The sequence below is a fragment of the Pseudomonas sp. GM48 genome (genome assembly GCF_000282335.1).
Classification (GTDB): Bacteria; Pseudomonadota; Gammaproteobacteria; order Pseudomonadales; family Pseudomonadaceae; genus Aquipseudomonas.
In genome coordinates, this window is record NZ_AKJM01000182.1 from 43,243 (window position 1) to 62,298 (window position 19,056).

The window sequence follows — 19,056 nt, forward strand, 5'->3', positions numbered from 1 at the left end:
GAGCACGTCTTTTCAGATCCCGTCTGCTCGCCACGCAGCATCTTGCGCTACGCCGTTGAGTGGTAACTAGCGATCCAGATTGTCATAATCAGATTGGTGTGGTTTCAGCGCGTCGGGCTCAGTCAATTGAAAGGGGCTTCAATCGTACGTCGGGTTATTGGTGAGTTCGAATCAGTGCCAGCCTTGCAGGGCGGGGGGCACGTCGAGAACCTGGAACCTGAGGAGGCTCGGGTTTGCGTTGTCGCTGCTTTTTTGATTTTAACCAGTGGACAGGGCCAGGGAGAGCCATGCCGGCTTTGCGGCGAGCTTTGGTGGCGGCGACGTCGGAAACACCAACGTCGTGGACCAATTTGACCATGGGCGTTTGCCATACTTTGTCGAACAGTTCCGCGACGGTGAAGCTCACGAATATTTACATGCAGTCTGTCACCTTTGCTCATCGCGAGTTTAAGGTCATAACACGGGGTGTCGCGGATGTTAAGTTCTGGAGAACAAAAGGTGCAACCGCCTATGAGGGTGTCCGCGTCTCTGGCGCCGCGTACGCTGGAAAAGACAACATCGACTCGTTTGGCGTGTGCTCGTAGGTCGAGGACAGCACCGCACTGAGTCGGTCACCCAACAGGTTCCAAGCGTGTTTTTTTTCTTCGGCATAATCATGATGCAGGTAGTGGCGCCTCACACGCGAGCCTGCCAGCACATGGTTTTGGCAGCGGTCGATGACGTCCAGGCTGATCCCCAAGGCCTGCATCATGGTCGCGCCGGTGCGGCGCAGGTCATGCTGCGTCCAATTGCCGTTCTGGCCATAGTCGAGGACTAGGGTATCGTCATGACGCCGTTTGGAGAGGGCCTTACTGTTTTTAAAGCGGACCTGGCGGTCACCCACTTGTTTGCTCACCACTTCATGTCCCATGCCTATCATTCTGCTTGTTCGGAAAGCACCACTGGGAGTTTCCGGTCAGGGTCTTGAGCTCCTGAAAGAAATGCAAAGCGAAGGGGGAGAGAAAGACATGATGGTCCTGTTTCTTACCCCGGGTGCCTTTGACGTTTTCACTGGGGAGGAACCAGGTCTGCTGGTCCAGATCGACATTTTTCCATTCGGTCTGCAGCAACTCGCCAATCCGGCACAGCGTGCCCAGGCTGATCCAGAGCGCGAGTTAGGTCTCCTTCTCTAATGGACGAATGTTCCCCCGGCGTGAGCTCCGTAATCCCGATAAAAATCTTTCGGAACGCGCTTGTGTCGCTGTAACCAACCTCCCACGCAATAGACTCCGCATTCAAATTGCTGAATTACAGCATTTCACGCGGCCGCCCAACGCGCAGTCTCTGACAGTAATCGATAGCTGTAAGGCCCGTTGCCTTTCGAAAGCGCCGAAGGAAGGTTCTTTCTTCCAGCACTGAACGCGCCATGAGTGACTCAGGCGATTTTCAGGCTTGGATTTTCTGCAAGTAAAGTATGCTTTTATGATTAAGGTCCGCGCCTCGGTACCTGCTGAATCAAAACGGAGTAGATACATGTCCAATCAGGAACAGGGCCAATCAAACGCAATGGACGATGGGCCGGTTCAGATCGCCAACGCCCAGATTTACGATGAACTGAAGACCATCAGTCCGCTGCGCGCAATGGATGCGACGCCATTGAGCGTCCCTGTTGAAGTTCTGGGAGACAGAGCATTCGAGTTGCTGACGTTTCGATTGTTCCAGGAGGGCCAGGGGACCAAGGCGAAGACACAATGCGGTTTGGGTGTGGTCCACGACAGCACGTGGCTTATGCAAGGGACGGCGGACAAGGGACGCGATGTCGTGCTCTTACGAAAGGGCGCGGCCATTGGCGTGGTGCAATGTAAGCACTATGCAAGTGATTACACGTTGCCGCAAACCCTGAAAGAAGTGTGTCGGTTCATACTTGCCACCAAAAAGTACCCGGCCATGCTGCCATCACCTGAGGATTTCACCTATGTGTTGGCTCTTTCCAGAAAGGCCAATGGCAAAGCCACTTCCCTGTTCCACGAAACGGCACGGGTTTTACGGGAGTCTCCAAAACTTCTACCCAAAGCAGTGACGGAGGCCCTCACAGACTTCAAGGAGTTGTCGACGTTGGACCCGGTCGAGTCATTGGCCTACGCACAGAATATTCTTGGCAAGATTCAACTGAGATTGCTGCAAGGGATCGACCTGGCTATCTGGCTGCATAGCAGTGAAGAAGTTTTCTCCACGTTCTTCCAGGCACGTTTTGTCGTGGACAAGGCTGAAGTGCTGGAACGCCTCGAGCAAATCAAAAACGCTTTGAATGGCAATTTTTCGGCTGATGCCTTGGACCAGACCCGAGAAATGTCCGCACTGGCCATTGCCCGGGCTGATGATCAGGATGGCGCGCAGCGTCTGGTCATGCTTTCCGAGGTTTACATCCCGCGAACCATTGAGGCCCAAGTCGACCTGTGGATCGAAAAAGCTGACTACACCATAGGTGAGGGCGTGCTCATTGCGGTTATTGCGCCTGCCGGCTTTGGCAAGACCAGCCTGCTCTGGGGGTGCCATCGTCGCTGGAGTGAGCGAACCGATGTGGTGACCCTAGCCCTAGCGGCGACACAACTTGCCACGCTAATCCTCAACGCAGGTTTTGACAAAGTGCGCCAGGCGCTCTTGAACCACGCTGCCAATCTGCGTGAAGTGGGCTTACGGTTTGTTGTGTACCTAGATACCTTCGATGTGTTGATGCATCGAGAAGATCTATCGCAACCCGCGTTGAAGTTCATTCGTGAGCTGGTGGAAAATGGCGTCTCGCTGATAGTTTCCAGCCGTCCGGAGGAAGTGGCCGATCTGAATTTCGACCACCTTGCGCCGCACTCTGTACAGCTTTATCTGAGTGAATATGACACTCATGAGTTTACCGACGCTTTGAGGTCCTATTGCGCGGCATTTTATCCTGGGGCCGATGCCCAAGCACAGGCGTCTATGTACGCTGAAAGACTTGTGGAGCTGGTTGCCTTGGGTCGCCCCGCCCGGGAGGTGTGCCTGAACCCATTGGCCTTGCGCATGTTGTTTGAGCTCTATGCGCCCGCCGAGGTGCCTGAAAATATCAACTCTTCCCTATTGTATTTGCGTTACCTGAAGGAACGAGTTCAAGGGGACCGACGTGCCGGCGCACCCAAATCGACTGCCAAGGGCAAAGACCTTTCTCAAGCGACCAAGCAAGTAGCGTTAGCGATGTTTTCACAGCAAGTGCCCTCCTTGACCGATCGACAATTCGATCAGTTGGTGACGCATCAGGGGGTCGATGAAAACGACCTCAGGGAGTTGGTTAGTCGACACCTATTAAGGCGAACAGCTGGTCGGGTGGAGTTTTTTCACCAGACTTTTTTTGAGTATATCGCGGGGCTTGCATTGGCCGAGCAATCCCGATATTCCCCCGGCAGCTGTGAGACCGACCTGCTGAACCATGCAGACGACAGCTTTGAGTTCCCTATCCGGGAACACCAACTTTGGCACTGTGCTCATTGGCTACTCCAGAATTCCTCGGAAATGGACTTAACCTTGGGCAACTTACTCAGTCAGCACCATCCAGGCCCTTGGAGTGCAGCCCTGCGCCTGCATTTGATGGCCGAGATCGGATATGGCAGTGCCCGTGCCTACATTTTGAATGAAGCACGAAATGGCATTGCTGATGTGTTGAAACGTTACTGCCAATTGATCCACCATCTTGCTCTATCAAGGGCCAATGAAGTTCACGAGCTGATTCTAGCAAGCCGCCACTACCAGACCTGGGAGGTTGTTCAATGGACATCTCAGCTAATGATCTGGCTGGCCCCCATTGACTGGCCGGTATGCAGGAGGCTTGTAGAAGAGCATGACTTGATTGGTGAGTTAATCAAAGTTGGCATACATAGTGGCAACGTCGCCCAGGTTGTGACGGATATCCTGCGTGGCGGGCTGAACACCGATCCGGCGTATGTGTTGGAGACGGCCGTACGCTGCCTCTATATCGTTAGGGAAAGAGATACGACTCTCGATTTTCTCGCTCAATGTGCTGAAACAATCAACGAGGAACAGGCGCGTTTCCTGGCGCAGGAATTGCTGAGTTGGGCTCGAGCAGAATCGCCGGCTAAAATCGGCCCCTTGCTTTCGTCGGCAGAGCGCTGCCTAAGTACCTTATGGTCGCGCTTCCCGACGCTCTGCAATTTGCGAGGTGATAGCACGTCATTGGTTGAGAGTACTGAACTGCGTCTTTCACTGCGGGCGTTGAACTCAAACAATAACGCAGCTCTGGACTCGGTCCGCATCGGATTTTTACGGCGCCTGGCATTGGACTTGAGCGCTGGTGCCTTAAACGTTTTGCTCCATAAGTTCGTCGTTCGTTTGGTGCATAGCTCTCTTACGGCCCCATCGTTGCAATCGCTTGCTATTCATCAATGTGAACGGCTCATCGCAGACTTGAACAGTCCGACGCAAAAGGGACAACCAATAGACCTGGAAAAAGCCAAGGTCATTTATAACTTTGTGCGAAGACTTAAAGAGATAAAATGTTGTCCGAGGGCGGTGGATGAAATTATCGCGAAAATTCCGTGCCAGCAGTGGCTTGATGCGCAGTTTCTGACCCGCTTATTACCTATTGCTTTTGCCGAGGAAGTGGGTGGCGCTATGCAAGCCATTCAGATTATCTTGAATTCTCCGCAAAAATTCCCTCGTCATTTGGCGGTACTGCGAGCGGCGTTGCCCACTATGTTACAAACACCCGCTCAACTGGATATCGCGTTACGCCTGGCCATTGCCGATCAGTCCAGCCAACTGGCATTTGCCTCGCTGAAAAAGATGATAGTAAGCGGGACCTGGGAGAGCCTGCGCCCAGTAGCTCTGTGTCACGCTGCTGGACTCCAGCAGTTTTGTCTCACGGCGGCAGGAGGGACGCTGATCGAAGAGCGTAAATCAGCCTACATATTGCTCGAGCTGTTGGTCAGGCAAAATCTGATTGAGAAGATCGATTACCCGCAAATGCTTCATTGGACGCAAAAAGAAACCAGGCACCGTACTCGCGCCCAGGCTGCTGCGCATGTATTGCTCACGGCCTGCACCACGACGGAAAACGGCGAACAAACTATTCGCGAACTTTTGGATGCGGCGCTGGGCCAGACGGCAGGGGTAAAAAATCATTTAACGCACCGACTGCAACAGACCTTAACTATCAAAGGCCTGCGGCTGAGCAATCCGGTATTGGAGGAAATTGTTGACTTCGCCTTGCAACCCTCCGCCACCCAATCACAGGTCAGTCTGGTTGGGCGGGTGATGAATATTTACTATTTTCAAAATGACATTCTGCGTGCGGATCAGGCAGCCCTTAGACTGTTACGCAGTCCTTCCCTCCACCGGCTCAGCTCCATGCAAAAACGAAGGCTATGTCATCACCTCGACAAATCCTTTCAATACCTTTATCGCCAGTTGTCCGAGCTCGAACTCCAGTTACACCTTCAGGAACTGCGCCAACTGGACCCGTTGCTGGGGCGAGTTGTGGTCGTTGCTCTATGCAAATCAGGTCGCCCTAACAGAGACGGCTGGGCACGAAAGCTCACCGCTGATGAAACCATTCATAGGTCGCTGCGAACGATTGTTCATGATTACCGACAGCATCGCTGGGTATCTATAGCTGCTACTTAACGGTTAACCTTCGGGCTCTTAAGGCCCGTTTTTTCCAGTTTCTGAAACGGCCCGGGCGGCTGATGCTGAATCGGAATCGATCATTCAAGTGCCCTGATAAATCAGACCTTGGCCTTGAGTCTGACGTGTAGTCGCTTGAGCAACTGATCAAAGGTGTCTCGATTCAAGAAGCCGACTTATGTAGGCGGTAGGGATTCAGTACGCTGCTTACGCTGGAAAGGACATCATCGACTCGGTCAGACGGTGCTCGTAGGTTGCGGAAAAGACTTCACTGAGTCGATCGCCCAACAGACTCCAGGCACGTTTCTTCTCTTCGGCATAGTCGTGATGTAGGTAGTGGCGTCTCACTCGTGAGCCGGCCAGCACGTGGATTTGACAGCGATCGATAACGTCCAGGCTGACACCTAAGGGCCTGCATTATAGTCGCGCCCGTACGGCGCAGGTCATGAGGCTTCCAAGTGTCGGCCAGGCTGTTATTGACGTCTGTGTACACTGACCAAGAACGGCAGGTCGTTTTCTAACGACGAAATACGGATGAAAATGCTCTGTTGGGTTTATTCTTCCTAGCATAGCGCAATATTAAAAAGTAAGCGGCGATGCCAATCCTTGTCTGTAAATCTATGCCAATGTGCTTTGCAATCCAGTTCGAGGACTGCCCTTCTCAGATGTAAACCAGACCTGGCCCTATAAAAACGTCAGATACGCCCCACCTAAACAACACCTCGACTGGCGTAGGTAACACTATCGCGAGAAGCTTGGTCCCAGGCCCAGTTCACCGTCTTGTTGAATCCGGCATTCGCCGGATCATTGAGCTTTCCCCAGTAGGCAAACGGGTACTTGCCATGCGCGAGGGGGGAGCCTGCTACAACAACCACAACGTGTCCGTTACCCGTCTCCATCCGCGCTCCGATCACGAACTCGCCTCTTGCGGCAGCTGCAGCAGCTCTTTGTCCAGCCTGAGCATCCGATCCCAATTCTGTCCAGCCATTGGCTGAGGTCAACTGACCGACGATATCATTGGCCTGTCCGGTCAACGTGATTGCAAATTCCTGAGCTACTGCCTTTGCGAAACCTGAGCAATCGGAAGCGTTTTCAGGGATTTTCAAAAGCTTCTCGCAGCTTTGCTTGATTCTGTCTGTGCTTGAGATGGTGGTGAAGAACTCGGTAGTAGAATGCAGGGAACGCGGACTCATGGTCGGGACAAATGATTGCCCCCCCCATTTCGGTATTTGTGTGCGGACAAATCCCTCAATGAAATCGGTACCAGCATAGCCAATACCCACAACACCGAAGAACATTTCGGCAGAGATATTTACAGTGGCGCTTGCTTGGAATCCAGTTACGGTGAGGATGCCGATGCCACCAGCGATCGCCCCAATAAAAAGGCTGAAGATCAAACGAGAAACGTCCAGCCCTTCCGAGCGAAGTGTCGTTCCTTCCGCCGCTGCTTCATCGCTCGCCTTCTTGAGGCCGACGATCGTGCGTAGCCCTTGCCCAAATGCGCCGGCAATGACACCGATCACGATAAGCTGCAAAAGCTCATACCCAGCCATGGCTTATTCCTTTCATCCTTAATGTTTGAGTAGATGGTAGACGAACCCTACGATTGGTCAAAATAGACGTACCAGGGATGTTTTGGAGTAGTTATGCATTTTGGCCGACTTGATCCATCCGGCGATTTTGAAAGCGTAAAATCCATCGAAAACGCGCAGACACGCCGTTCGCTTCTATGTTTTAAACCGATGCAAGCGCCTAGAAGCAGCCATGCTCCAGCGTCGGTACGAAATAGTCTTCCGGTAATGTGCAGATGCCACTCAATTCGGGGCGTTGTTCCTAGATTTGTAGATGACTAGCCGCCTTAGGTTGGTTTCAATCGGTTCCAAGAGGCAGCTATTGGCCAATTTTGTTGAAAAAATCGGATTTTCAGCTGGCCTGAACTCAAGCCCGATCTCCATTGGAGAGCCTAATCACCACATTGAGTGGATTCTCGGCTCTTCGTTGACCTTTGCTGCGCTGTTATTGGATTGGTTTGAGTTTTTTTTGCCTAGTGCCATCGAAAATGGTGCAGCTGCAGGATCGAGATTTTCTTCTCCTTTCGGTGGGCCCCGAATAGATCCATCAGTAAGTCGAGTGGGCATGTAGCGCTGACTCTTGGTCCGTTGGAGGTAATGGAATTACTGGGCCAGGGCTTTTCTGGGTTTCTTTGGCGCGTTCGTTGCTGTCGTGTTTGAAGGGCTTTCTGAAGCTTCTGCCGTTGCCGGTGGCCGCTCGGTCTTTTCGATAGCGATTGAGCCCGAGAAGGCGGCCGGGCTTGTCCCCGCGTCCTAAATCAAAGCCGGTGGCAGTTTCTGGAAGGTGAATCCGTCAGACCAGGCTGACTCGCTCGTGACAATTGCTTTCCAGATGGCCTTGCCGTCGATGCTTGGGAGGGCAATGCCGTGTTCCTGCAAGACGTTGAATACGACGATGTTTCCTTCTGGGGTGCCGTTGACGCCTTGAGAGAGCAGGTGAGCGCGGAGTTGGTCTGAGACGGTTTAATTTTATTAATCGGGTTTGGCTTTAGACGTATTAACCCTTGGCTAGGACGAAAAAGAAAGCGCCCCAAAGGGCGCTTTACAGTCAGTCGCAAATGTACTGCGGTTAAAGGAGGCCGGCTTCATCAGCTAGGGAGAAGGGTTCTCCTTTGCCAATGATGAAGTGATCCCGGTTCGATGTCCGCTTGCGGAGGAGATTCACGCAATTAGATTGTCAGTTCGAGGTCACTTGGGTTTGGTTCGTCTGCTCTAGACGTGAGCTTGTGAGCGAGAGTCAACGCTCCGCATTGAAACTCGAGTGCACGTTGCACGATCTGTCTTGGATATACCGATACCGAATTTACGGTTCCGTAGGAGAGATGTTCAGACGCAATGACGCGATGCTTGAGGTCAAGAAATAGACAAGTAAATATTTTTGTACCTCATTGGAGATCTGCTCCAATTTTTTATAATGATCTATGCTCCCCCGAATCAGTGACTCTCGCTACAGCTTTTTGTTTTTCGCTAGATCAACCTAGTGCGACCGGTTATGTGACGAATTCGTGACCGAATTTCTCGGATATCTCGTTTCGGAGGTGGAAAATGACAGACCCAGACTGGGACCTTGGGCTAGCGAAGAAGACAGTAACGCTAGCTATGCCGCGCTCACTGAACGGGGACTCGGGCGATCCAGTCGAAGAGATCTTTAGAGTCACAAATTATGAAAAGGGGTGCGTGCTCCGGGCCACGAGGCCTCGTGACCATGTTGATCTCACCTTTCATATCCTAGGTTTAAAGTGCAGTGGCTTAGGCTCGAGCGCAAGCCAACCGCGCCTCACGACGATCAACAGCATTGCGAATCGCAAGCTCCTAATACTATTCCCTCCGCAACATATCGCAGAGCAAATCAAAGATAAGCCATTAGGCGATGATGCTTGCCAATCGGCGGAAGCATGGGGGGCGATGCGAGTTCGAATGTCGCGACCATCGCGCCTTGTATTCTCCATCCCAAAAACAGCGCGTTGGACACCGCGCATTTTGCTTGATGAATTGACCGATTGGTCACGTCTCATCCCGATCGTGCACAAACGTGCCGATATTGGCGTCGAGATTGCGGCTCAACTGGAGGCGGCCTTCCCTGGCTATTCATCAGCAACTTTACAGGGCTTGGACTTCAGTACTGCGCAGAAGCTGATTGTCGACCAGTTCGAGGGCCCTAGCGAGAGTGAAACAGCGCTCGAAATGGCAGGTCGACTGATCTTTTCGCCTTCTTCTTCTGGGCGCTGGATCGTGCCAGATGAACTGCCTGAAAGTGGCGCCACGCCTCTCTGGACTGCTCGGCTCGATCGTGCAGGCCGCTCGTCGGTCCGTGCCTTGTGGTCTACTCGACTAGAACCTCTTCGCCTTCCCACGAACCTAGACAAACAGGAGCCTGCTGGTGAGGCGATGCTATCGCTTGACCGCCAAAATCATTGGGACATCGTTTTACAGACGTCGATCTACGGGTGGCCGGCATTACGGAATTTAGCGCCTGAGGGGATAACGTCCTTGCACCAGGCCCAAACTGAATCAGACACAGTTGCAATCCCGAAACCAACAGTGGTGCGGCCCGATGCAGTCATCGGCTTTCTGAACGAGATCGACACGGCACCTACGCATAACTACGCCAACCAAGATTCCGGCATCGCGATCGCTCGGCCGTTCGAAGACGGTGACATAAGTGTCAGCGCGCTAGGTGGATTGACTGCAATGACATGGCGAGGAGATCCACCGAGCATATTTTGGACCGCCGACGGTGAGCCAACCGGTGTTCTGCTCGAGCGCTTATTTTATCGTGGCTATCTCGGACGCGATACCGAGGTCGTAGCCGTCGAAAAGGGTTATTTGTTCCCACTCGGTATTCGCGCCTCACTTCTGACGGTGTGTGAGCGCGTGATCTATCCAGACTATGCGGGCAATCCGGTTTCTTACCTCATTCGTCGTCGTTTTATCGTTACACCGCGCAAACCGCGGAGCTATCCGGGTCCGTATCAACCGTTTGAGGGACGCGAGTTTCCACCTCGTCGAGTACAGCTCAAAACACTCGTCACGCCCGATCTTGCGAAACTAGTCAACGTGCCTCTCCAGCTTCCGCCCGCATCGGAGCCTCTACCGAATCAGTCGATATTCTGGCCCCAGATGGTGCAAGGCTCGATCGTCTCGGACATCCTTTTCGAATGGTCGACCGAAGACGCAGGGAGTGTCCGCAGCAAGTTGATTTTTGTTCTTAACAACGTCGTCGGTCGTCAGGACGCGATGCGAGCGCTCGTGGATTACTACAACGGGGAAATTGATCATCGCCGCATGGCCTGGCTCGGTGGCGCCCGCCACCATTACGCGGAGCCGAATCGGGAAGGTGATACAAGTTTCGATACAACGAGCTGGCTGCTCTCGGCGCAGGGGCGTCGAGACGGTCTGAATGGCGAGGAGCATTTTGCGTGCGACGGCCGAATGGAGGGCGCAAGCCAGCCACCTTTTTACCCAATGATGGACCGGGGCTTTGTCAGTATGCAGAGCGTCGAACAGATGCTCGGGCTCCCGCACGGCCAAGTGGAGGTTCGCTATTTCGACGGCTACAAGCGCGATGGCATTGATACCGATCACGAGATCTTCCTGACACTGAGGCAGGACGCATTAGCGCTACGAGCCTCGGCTAAATCAGAGCGTAGCGGTGGTATAGCCTCTCCTGATCTCAATGTAGCCGCGATCTCACGCCTGACAGGTCCGGTTGGAGGTAAGAAGAACCAGGCGCTACTAGCAACAGGGGAGCTCGACTTTGGTAGCGCTGCTGCCGGGGCGTTCGATCCCGCCCAGTTCTTTGGTGATGCGAAGCTTCTCGGAGTGGTTCTCCTCTCCGATATCGTCAAGGTCGCTACCGCTGCGCTCTCGCTCAATCAAGCCCCGCAGCTTATTGACGAGACGCTTTTCGGAGCGCGTGCTGATCTTGAACTGGTGCAAAAGGTCGCAAGCGACTTGCGTGAGGCGCTTTATGGCGCCGATGGCACGAGCGGCCTCGTTGCTCGTCTGGAAGCCGGCATAGCGAAGGCCGACAATGTTCTGGCCGGCGGGAGCTTGTCATTGGCCGATGTTTATCCAAGTTTAACCAATGCAATGGCTCCTCTCCGAGGTCAGCCAGCAGAAATCAAAAAACTACTGGACACAGTGATCTCCGCAAAAAAACCGGAGGAAGTCAGGATGCCGATTGGCACCTTGGTACCCAAGGTCCGCACCCTGCTTGATGCCATTGCGGATGTGATCAAAGATCCTGTTCCTGACGCATTCGAAAAGATCATAACGACCGTACGGGATATTTTTGAAACCCTTTTCCGAGGCGCGGAAGAGCAAGTCCAGAAGCTTGCAGCAAATGCTTTTCGACTTCTCCTAGAATGGCTTAAGGATTCGTTTTGCGATGCAGTCGACATAGATGGTTTCGGTTCGATCCTGTTTGGTGACCGCGGCACACTTAGCTGTGCGGAGATCTTTGCCGACCCGCGAGCTGCTCTAAAGGCGATATCAGAAGGCCTCTATGGGGCTGTCTTCGATGACGCTTGGGCCAGTTTGGCCAAAATCCTCGTGCTCGAGACTGATTTGCGCACCAGGCTCGATCTTGAACTGGACCAGAAGCGCGAGGCGATCAATATCGCATTGCGAGCAGGCGTTGCACTGATCGCCAGTAGGCTTGCGGTCCTCAATCCTGTCCTCGAGGATGTTCGGGACCAGGCGATTCAGGATCGCTTTGTTTCCGCGGTTATCGGGGATTTGACGCCGCTTCTGCAACCTCATAGCGACTTGATGACGCCTCAAGAGGCGCTTGATTTTGCGTCGGGCATCTTGGACCAGTTCCCTGATCAAGCAAGGGCGTCAATCGAAAATCGCCTAAGGGAACTGTTGGCTACAATTTGGCCAATCCCGAACATCGAGGCCCAACTGCTCCTTGACGAGCTATCTGATCTGGTTCGACGGGAGTTAAAGCAGAGACTCATCGATCCCCTCATCAAGCAAGGGCGTGACCTCGCCGATCGCCTCACTGATGTGGTCGCCGCAGCCGCGCGGTCTGGGTACGAGCGCATTCTCAAAGTTGTGACCGGTCTGTTCGACGCGATTATCGAGAGCAGTGCAATCGCTGCCATCGCCAAAGCTGGGCGCGCCACTCAGGCGGTGTGCGACGCTGTCGGCGACGCTGCGAAATTGATCGGCGACGGCGTGATGGCGGCGAACGCCGGCCTTGAGGCGAATGCCCAGGAAATCATAGATGCCGCAAAACGGATCCAGGTACCTGCAGATCCTGTCGGACGACCACTCCACGTGGCGCTAGCCTCACTGACCTCCGCTGCCGAACAAGCGCTTGCGGTCACTAGGAAAGTGAACCTTGAGCGACAAAAGCTTGTCAATGTCGCGGGCACAATATGCTCCTCGACGCGTGACTATCTTGATCCTGTAGCCGCCATTATTCGCCTTCGCGAAAGTGTGACTGGAACCCTTACCGAGATCGCTCGCCAGTGCGAGGCAATCGATTCTATTTTCTCAAGCGGTCAGCCGACCGCGAGCGACCGTGCAGCGCTGGAAGAAGCAATAGCACAATGCGCCACACTGGCTAGCGGAATTACCGGCATCAACGAGCTTAGATTGCCGTCCCAGACTCTGGACGCCGCCATCGTAAGCATTCAACAAGCCGGGCTCGGCACGGTCAAGTACCGTGATAGCCTCGTCGTGATCGTTGGTAAGGTAACGACCCAAGCGGCCGCACTTTACGGTGAGCTTGGCCAGGCGATCGACCCGGGGCGGTTACGGGAACTCCTTGAGGCCAGCGTCCGGCAGTTCCAGAGTGACCTTGACCGGAACTTCGCAGCGTTTTTGCTCCAGAGCGTTGGGTTCACGCCCACAGCGCTTGCTGCGATTGAGTACGCGGCCGGGAAGGCGTTGAGCTCTTTCGTCACTTACCTCCTGCCCATTTACGACGCTGTTGAAAAAATACTTGCAACTATCCTGAATCCGCCTGCCGATCCGGTCCTGAGAAAAGTATACGGACTCGCGTTGGGCGGGGACGCGAAAGTTCTTGCACTTCAAGCCGCGCGAGCCAGCCTTGGCCAAGAGCGGACGGCTGTTAAAGCAATTGCGCAATCACATAATCCGAACCTCGATCAGGTCACTGCGCTTGTCGTCTCCTATCGAAACGGTGGCGGTGCGCTGCCCGAGGTGATTAAAGCCGTCGAGGCGTTAGGCCTTACCGATGTCGGCCAGACGTTGACCGAGGCATTGTGCGAAGAGCTTCGGAAAATTGAGGAGGAAATGCGGGCGCTTGTGCTGCAACTAGTGCCGACGAAGCTGCAAACCCGTTATTTCTGGCCAACCCAGCTGAAGCGTTTTCCAGACTCTGATGAATGGGTCTTCAATCCCAGCGACACAGCGCCACCGACAAGCTTGCCGAGCGTACCACCAGCGAATCATCCTGCCTCTAATGCTGGTTTCATTTGGCATCTGTGGATCGACGGACGCTTCTCATTCGACATAGTCACTGGGCAGCGAGAGGTCGAGATAGTAGGCATCCTACGTCCGTTCGAGCTGCGGTTGCTTGGCAAACAATTCGAAATGCTGACAATCGCGTTCGACGAGACGCGCTTCACCTCCAAAAATGGTGCTGCCCCTGACTTCGCGGTGAAGGTAAAAGATGTAAAGATCGGGCCGTATCTGGAGTTTGTTAAAACGCTGCAGGAGTGGCTCGCTCCTCAAGGTAGCGGTTTCTACCTAAAGCCCACTGAACAATATCCTGGCGTTGAGGTCGGCTATATTTACGATGCTGGCATCATCCAGATCGGTACGCTCCAATTTATCAATGTTGCCTTCCGTATCGCCGCTATTCTCCCATTCTCCACTGACAGCGTTTCGGGAGGACAAGCCAGATTCGTCTTTGCTCTCGCCAGCAGGGAACGGCCCTTCCTGATCTCGAGCCCGCCTTATGGAGGGGGGGGCTGGGTCACGATCACTTGTACTTCGGAACAGGTTGAGTCACTCGACCTCGCGTTCGTGTTCGGTGGTGTCGCGGCTATCAAGTTCGGGCCGCTCGATGCTCAAGGACGCATTGTCGCTGGCATTCGTGTCCAGAGCCTAGCCGCTGTTAATGGAAAGCGAGCCCATGTCATCACGGCGATCTTCGAGGCCGTGGGGGAAGGAAACATCGCCTGCTTCTCGATCTGCGTGAGTATCCGAATAACTCTGACGCAGACGTCCCCGGGGGGAGCTCTTTACGGTGAAACCACCTATCGGTTCTCATTCAAAGTGGGCTTCCTCCGCCTGACATACAGTGTTTCGGCCCGCTATCGTTTGTCCAACGGCAGTGATCCTCAGGCACTGGAAGCTTTGAGCGGATCCACGGCCCTTGGCGTGGGCTTCATTCAATCGATCGTCCCTAACAAGGAAACCGAGTGGCAGGCGTACCGCCTCCACTTTGACCTTGAACTGCTGGAGGCAGCATGACGGAGCAGAGTCCAATGGTGGGAGCCGACCTGCTGGTCATCCCTGATGGCGCTGGTGCCAGTGAGCTTCGCATCGGCATCCAAGTCACACCGACGTTGAACGTTGCCGGCGACATCCCGCTAGATCGATGGCCGGCAGAGATTGCTCGGCTGGCGGAAAGCGTCCGCATCCGCTTTGGCACCATTGCAGGCGGTCAGATAACAGAAGTTGGATCGGTTATCACGCGATCAGACCTGGCCGACTTCTTTGATCCAGCGAACGCATGGAGTGGCAAACCTCGCCGCGACGCCGCTAGTGCGATGTGGCAGGATATTTTCCAACCGGTAGGCTTCCAATCACTAATTGAGGCGATTGGCGAGATGGGGGCGGAGCAAGCCCCCGCGACCTTGAAAATCGCTTCGACCCGGATCGCCGATCTTCAACTCTTTCTCGACACGCTCTTAACCTGGCACGAAGCGAGAATGCCCAGTGGGCGCGCTATGCTGACCGAGGATCTAAAAGGGTTGGCGCGACGCATGGCTACTTGGGTGAGCGCCGGACCCAGCCCGCATGCTCCGCGCCTACAGGCCCGACTTTGGCAAGATCCAATGCGCGAGCGCGCAGATCAATTGGAAGTGCTGACGCAGGGTTTCGAGCTCTTGCTTCAGCAAGATACAGCTGGAAACGAGAATGCCCTACGGTTCGCGGCGGCATTCGAAGCAGAAGTTGGAACCATGTTCCGCGAGCACTGGATCCGCCTCTTCGGCGTAGGCGATCCATCCCCGCCGAAAGAGGAGCCGCCAACTGACGACTGGGGTAAGGATAGAGTCAAGGCGGCAAGTCGTAAGCTTAGCGCTCTGCTGGCTCTGCCAACGCTGTCGCATTATTTGGGATTGGGCGTTCAGCTTGAGATTCCACGGGAGAGCCTCGGTGGGCTTTCCGCCGGAGTTATTTCCGCTGAGTTCGTTGCTGCCGATGGTATACGCATCGGGGGCGAAACAGCGTGGACAGCATTCGAGCTTGCCGGCGACCACTTTGGGCCGGCCCCTGATCCCGCAACACCGTCCAGCGTAGACGCATTCAGTCGAGGGCTTCTCAATCTTGGCGTGCAAATTGATGGTCGGAGACCACGCTTCGCGTTGCGCTCAGACGATGTGGTCAATGCACTGCTTGATTTGGTGCAGGCGGTAAACAATCAGGACGACCCCAATCTCAAACGGTATCGGCGTGGGTTGGTTTTATACGACTTTGCAAACCTTGAACGCCTGAAGGAAGATGAGGATCGTGCGATCAATGGAGCGGTCCAGATCAATTATCTGAACGATCTCTTGGCTGGCTTCAGACCCGATTTTGCTCTTGCGACGCGCGGAGCCGACAACCTCAAGGTTGTCAAAGAGCGTTGGCGTCCAGTGACGTTCCGGTCGATCGTCTGCAAACATGACGAGCTCGATCCGGCTTTCTACAATGACCCACTCATCATCCGGATTGCGTCCCGCGATCACGGGTACACGGCCGCGCTTGTGGAAGAGAAAGACGGGGCGCTTAGCCGTGAGGACGAAATGTTTGCGTGGGCGGGAGAGAGCCTCGCTGTCCATGCAAAACGGGGTAAGGAGCCGATCGTTGATCCCGAGCGGGATCTTGCGCTTCGGCTGACCTACGCGCTTCCCGCGCCTGGCTCCGCGCTGGGTATGCCCCCCCTCCGTGAAGGTGTTGGATACGCCTGCGGTTGCCGCTTAGTTTACGTCAACGGCGCGGGTCTGGATTTTGATGCAGCGGCCGCAATTTATTCGGCGGCCCCCACCTTCGTAATCGGCAATGCTGCTGGGAAGCCTTATGTCTTTCCGCCAGCACCGTTGCCACCTCCTGACGTCCACCTTGGGTGGGAGGATCCCCTGGTTGGCGCAAACGACCTTGAGCGAGAGGTTGCTGGGGAGACGAGCGAAACTCTTGTGATCCGTGATGGTGAAGGAAGCGCTCGCCGCTTTATGACACCTCCACGGGGCAGCTTCGACAGTGCGGAACAACAGCGCCAGCTCGACGACCCAGCGCTTAAGGATGATAGTCCTCATGGGGCGCTTTCGGGACCCAAAGGCGTGTGGCTTTTTGGAGCCGATGGTAAGTTTCCGGAGGCGCGATTTGGTGCGCGGCTTGGCAGCGTCCGCTACCTCGATGGGGATGTCTTGATGCCGATCCCTCTAGATGGTCGCAAGCGCGACGGGATCAAAATTGGCAGCCCCGAATACCAGGCGATCAAGTACCGACAATCGCGGGGAACGGTTGTCATCCTGGGCCGACGTCGCAACCCTGCAGTGCCGAACGCGCCGTTTCATCCAGATAGCAACGGCGGCCGCCTCAGGGCTTCACTTCATCGTTCCTCTTTGGAGGGGGCAACGACGCCGCCGTTATCCACTGATCGGGATTTCTGGAAAGCACCGCTGCGTCCCGCTGACGCCGTGCCGATCGTTGTTGATTTGCTGCCGACACCAGATCCGGCATCATTGGGAACAGCTCGCGACATCATCATTGTTGATATTGATGACCACAAAGTTAACCTACCGTACCTTCAGTTCTCAGTGCCGAAGGGCGAAACCTATCGCCTGCGGCTCAAAGGAGACAGCAGGCGAGGCGACGAGGCAGAAGTCGTTTTGATGCTAGTCCACGCGGTGGAAAAGCCGCTTCTCGCGCCAGATTTCCGTCCTAAAGAGGCGCCGGACGAAATTTGTTCAACTGATGGTATTGGGTTGCGTGCAGTGACGGTGACCGTGCGGAACGATGACCCAAAAGTGATCCCTCTTGCGGGGCTTGAGACGTGGGCGGAAAAGGTGCGCCGATACGAAGCAAGCGGTGTCGACATGCGTTGTTGGCCAAGCGAGGAGGGAGGCACCACGACAGTCTTCACCGGTCGCGTCGACATCGATCGGAAATCGACCGGTGTATTGCGCTGCGAGGTGATTTGGAAAGAGTTCGACGAGGGCACGGTGAGCCGAGCGGCTGATGGCCGTTGGATTCGGAACATCGCCTCGGAAACCGCCCAGCTCTTTCAGTTCGAAGTCGAACGGCGGGGAGGGGAGGGCAGGGTAGACTTGCTTCGAGTGGCCCCGCCGTTGAACTCGGTAAGTGCCGCGGCTGAGAGGCACGCGAGGGTGACTGGCGTGCCCGGCGAGCTTCGGACTCTTTCTCACGCTTTTCGCGATGGCCGTGCGAGACAGTTGGAGGTCAAGATCGTGGCAACGTCCGCTTTCACTGCCTTCTATCCTGACGATGCGGAAGCGCCATCTCCAGGGGAATGGATCGGCCGCTATGACGTCGAGTCGAGCCGCTTTTCGACAGCACCAAGAGTTTGGACCGATTGCACCTTTCGCCCACCGCCGCCTCAAATCGATCGTGTACTGCCCCTGTTAGCTTGGGATAAGCTGCCGGATCAGCCGGAAAGCTGCCGCCGGATGGCACATCTCCGCATATATCTTGGCGAGGGCTGGTATGCCTCTGGTGCCGACGAGCGGCTCGGCATCGTCCTGCTAGGCGACGACGATCCAAAAACTGTCTGCGATTACCAGACTGGACGCTTGGAAGCCTATCAGCGGTTCATCAGCCAAGCAGGTTCGGATCCAGTTCGAGAAACATCGCCAGTCCCCCTCCGCATTGAGCCGCGACACTTCAGGAATGCTCCGGCGCCGGTCCAAGCCATGCTTTATCTTGGGGGCGGTGACGGTCCGTCGCTTGGCAATGGGCGCAGTGCAGAGGCCATCTCACCACTGCCCGTTACCGTGCTGCCGTTCTCGCCGCGCTTCACTGAGGAAGACGGCCTCTTCTGCGACTTGGAATTTGATATCGGAGATTCCTATTTCCCATTTCTCCGCCTCGGCCTCGTCCGCTACCAGGAACATGCGGTGGATCATCTGCGCTTGTCGCACCCCATCGCCTTCGACGTCCAATTGCTGCCGGAGAGGCGGCTGTGGGTAGATTTCAACCCAAATGGTATCGGCGAACGTACTGTCGTGGTCGAAGGTCCCGGTTTCGAGGTTCCCAACCTTGGCCAACCGTCACACAAGCCAAATGCGCTCCGTCTAGCGATTCTGAGCTGGAACGAGACGACGCATGAGTGGCGAGAAAGTCGCCTCATTAAAGAGCGATTGGAACCGGAAACTAATGCGGTTTCGTATGGCTACCGGTGGAAGCAAGAATTCAAGCTGCCGTTAGTTGGAAATAACCGACAAAGGTTCATGCTCGTGGTGGAAGAATATGAGCGCCTTCCACTTGATGAACCTACCGGTCAATTTGAGGATGGTGAGGCTATCTTTACGGAGGTGGATGGAGAGCGCCTGACTTTTTCATGCATGCAGCCGCTCGTTTATCCACGAATTGATCCGAAATAGGATCCACGCGACTTTATCAGTCGATCAAA

At 54.9% G+C, this 19,056-nt stretch carries 5 protein-coding genes and 4 pseudogenes; 3 read left to right on the top strand and 6 right to left on the bottom strand.

Going from position 1 to position 19,056, the window contains the following annotated elements; translation table 11 throughout:
• Positions 1 to 508: 508 nt before the first annotated feature.
• Together PMI28_RS0128990 and PMI28_RS31325 are read right to left on the bottom strand one after the other, a co-directional pair.
• A pseudogene (locus PMI28_RS0128990) lies at positions 509 to 1,181 on the bottom strand (site-specific integrase); the annotation flags it as partial.
• Positions 1,180 to 1,401: pseudogene (locus tag PMI28_RS31325) on the bottom strand (helix-turn-helix domain-containing protein); the annotation flags it as partial. The pseudogenes PMI28_RS31325 and PMI28_RS0128990, both read right to left, overlap by 2 nt.
• Before the next feature lie 111 nt (positions 1,402 to 1,512).
• Between PMI28_RS31325 and PMI28_RS01345 the strand changes: the two are divergent.
• Positions 1,513 to 5,646, top strand: a complete 4,134-nt coding sequence (locus PMI28_RS01345; RefSeq protein WP_007992505.1) for an NACHT domain-containing protein — start codon at positions 1,513 to 1,515, stop codon at positions 5,644 to 5,646.
• Positions 5,647 to 5,853: 207 nt separating this feature from the next.
• On the opposite strand, the pseudogene PMI28_RS31330 reads toward PMI28_RS01345, so the two are convergent.
• From PMI28_RS31330 to PMI28_RS31735, 4 genes and pseudogenes are all read right to left on the bottom strand, one after another.
• A pseudogene (locus tag PMI28_RS31330) lies at positions 5,854 to 6,103 on the bottom strand (site-specific integrase); the annotation flags it as partial.
• A 253-nt stretch (positions 6,104 to 6,356) separates the two neighbouring features.
• Entirely contained in the window at positions 6,357 to 7,199 is an 843-nt protein-coding gene (locus PMI28_RS29170) for a hypothetical protein (RefSeq protein ID WP_007992507.1), read from the bottom strand.
• Between the two features lie 771 nt (positions 7,200 to 7,970).
• Positions 7,971 to 8,165, bottom strand: a pseudogene (locus PMI28_RS30185) (TraI domain-containing protein); the annotation flags it as partial.
• Between the two features lie 221 nt (positions 8,166 to 8,386).
• A complete protein-coding gene (locus tag PMI28_RS31735) occupies positions 8,387 to 8,593 on the bottom strand; it encodes a JAB domain-containing protein (protein WP_081501480.1) in 207 nt (68 codons plus the stop codon).
• A 541-nt stretch (positions 8,594 to 9,134) separates the two neighbouring features.
• Here PMI28_RS31735 and PMI28_RS01340 point away from each other — a divergent pair.
• Positions 9,135 to 14,672: a hypothetical protein gene (locus tag PMI28_RS01340; protein WP_157395797.1), complete on the top strand. Its 5,538-nt coding sequence runs from the start codon at positions 9,135 to 9,137 to the stop codon at positions 14,670 to 14,672.
• Entirely contained in the window at positions 14,669 to 19,027 is a 4,359-nt protein-coding gene (locus PMI28_RS01335; protein WP_007992511.1) for a hypothetical protein, read from the top strand. Before PMI28_RS01340 ends, PMI28_RS01335 begins: the two co-directional genes overlap by 4 nt.
• The last annotated feature ends 29 nt before the right edge of the window (positions 19,028 to 19,056 follow it).

Excerpts from the sequence above, each read along its gene's own strand:
- PMI28_RS01345 (WP_007992505.1), top strand. The coding sequence starts at position 1,513 with ATGTCCAATCAGGAACAGGGCCAATCAAACGCAATGGACGATGGGCCG.
- PMI28_RS29170 (WP_007992507.1), bottom strand. The coding sequence starts at position 7,199 with ATGGCTGGGTATGAGCTTTTGCAGCTTATCGTGATCGGTGTCATTGCC.
- PMI28_RS01340 (WP_157395797.1), top strand. The coding sequence starts at position 9,135 with ATGTCGCGACCATCGCGCCTTGTATTCTCCATCCCAAAAACAGCGCGT.
- PMI28_RS01335 (WP_007992511.1), top strand. The coding sequence starts at position 14,669 with ATGACGGAGCAGAGTCCAATGGTGGGAGCCGACCTGCTGGTCATCCCT.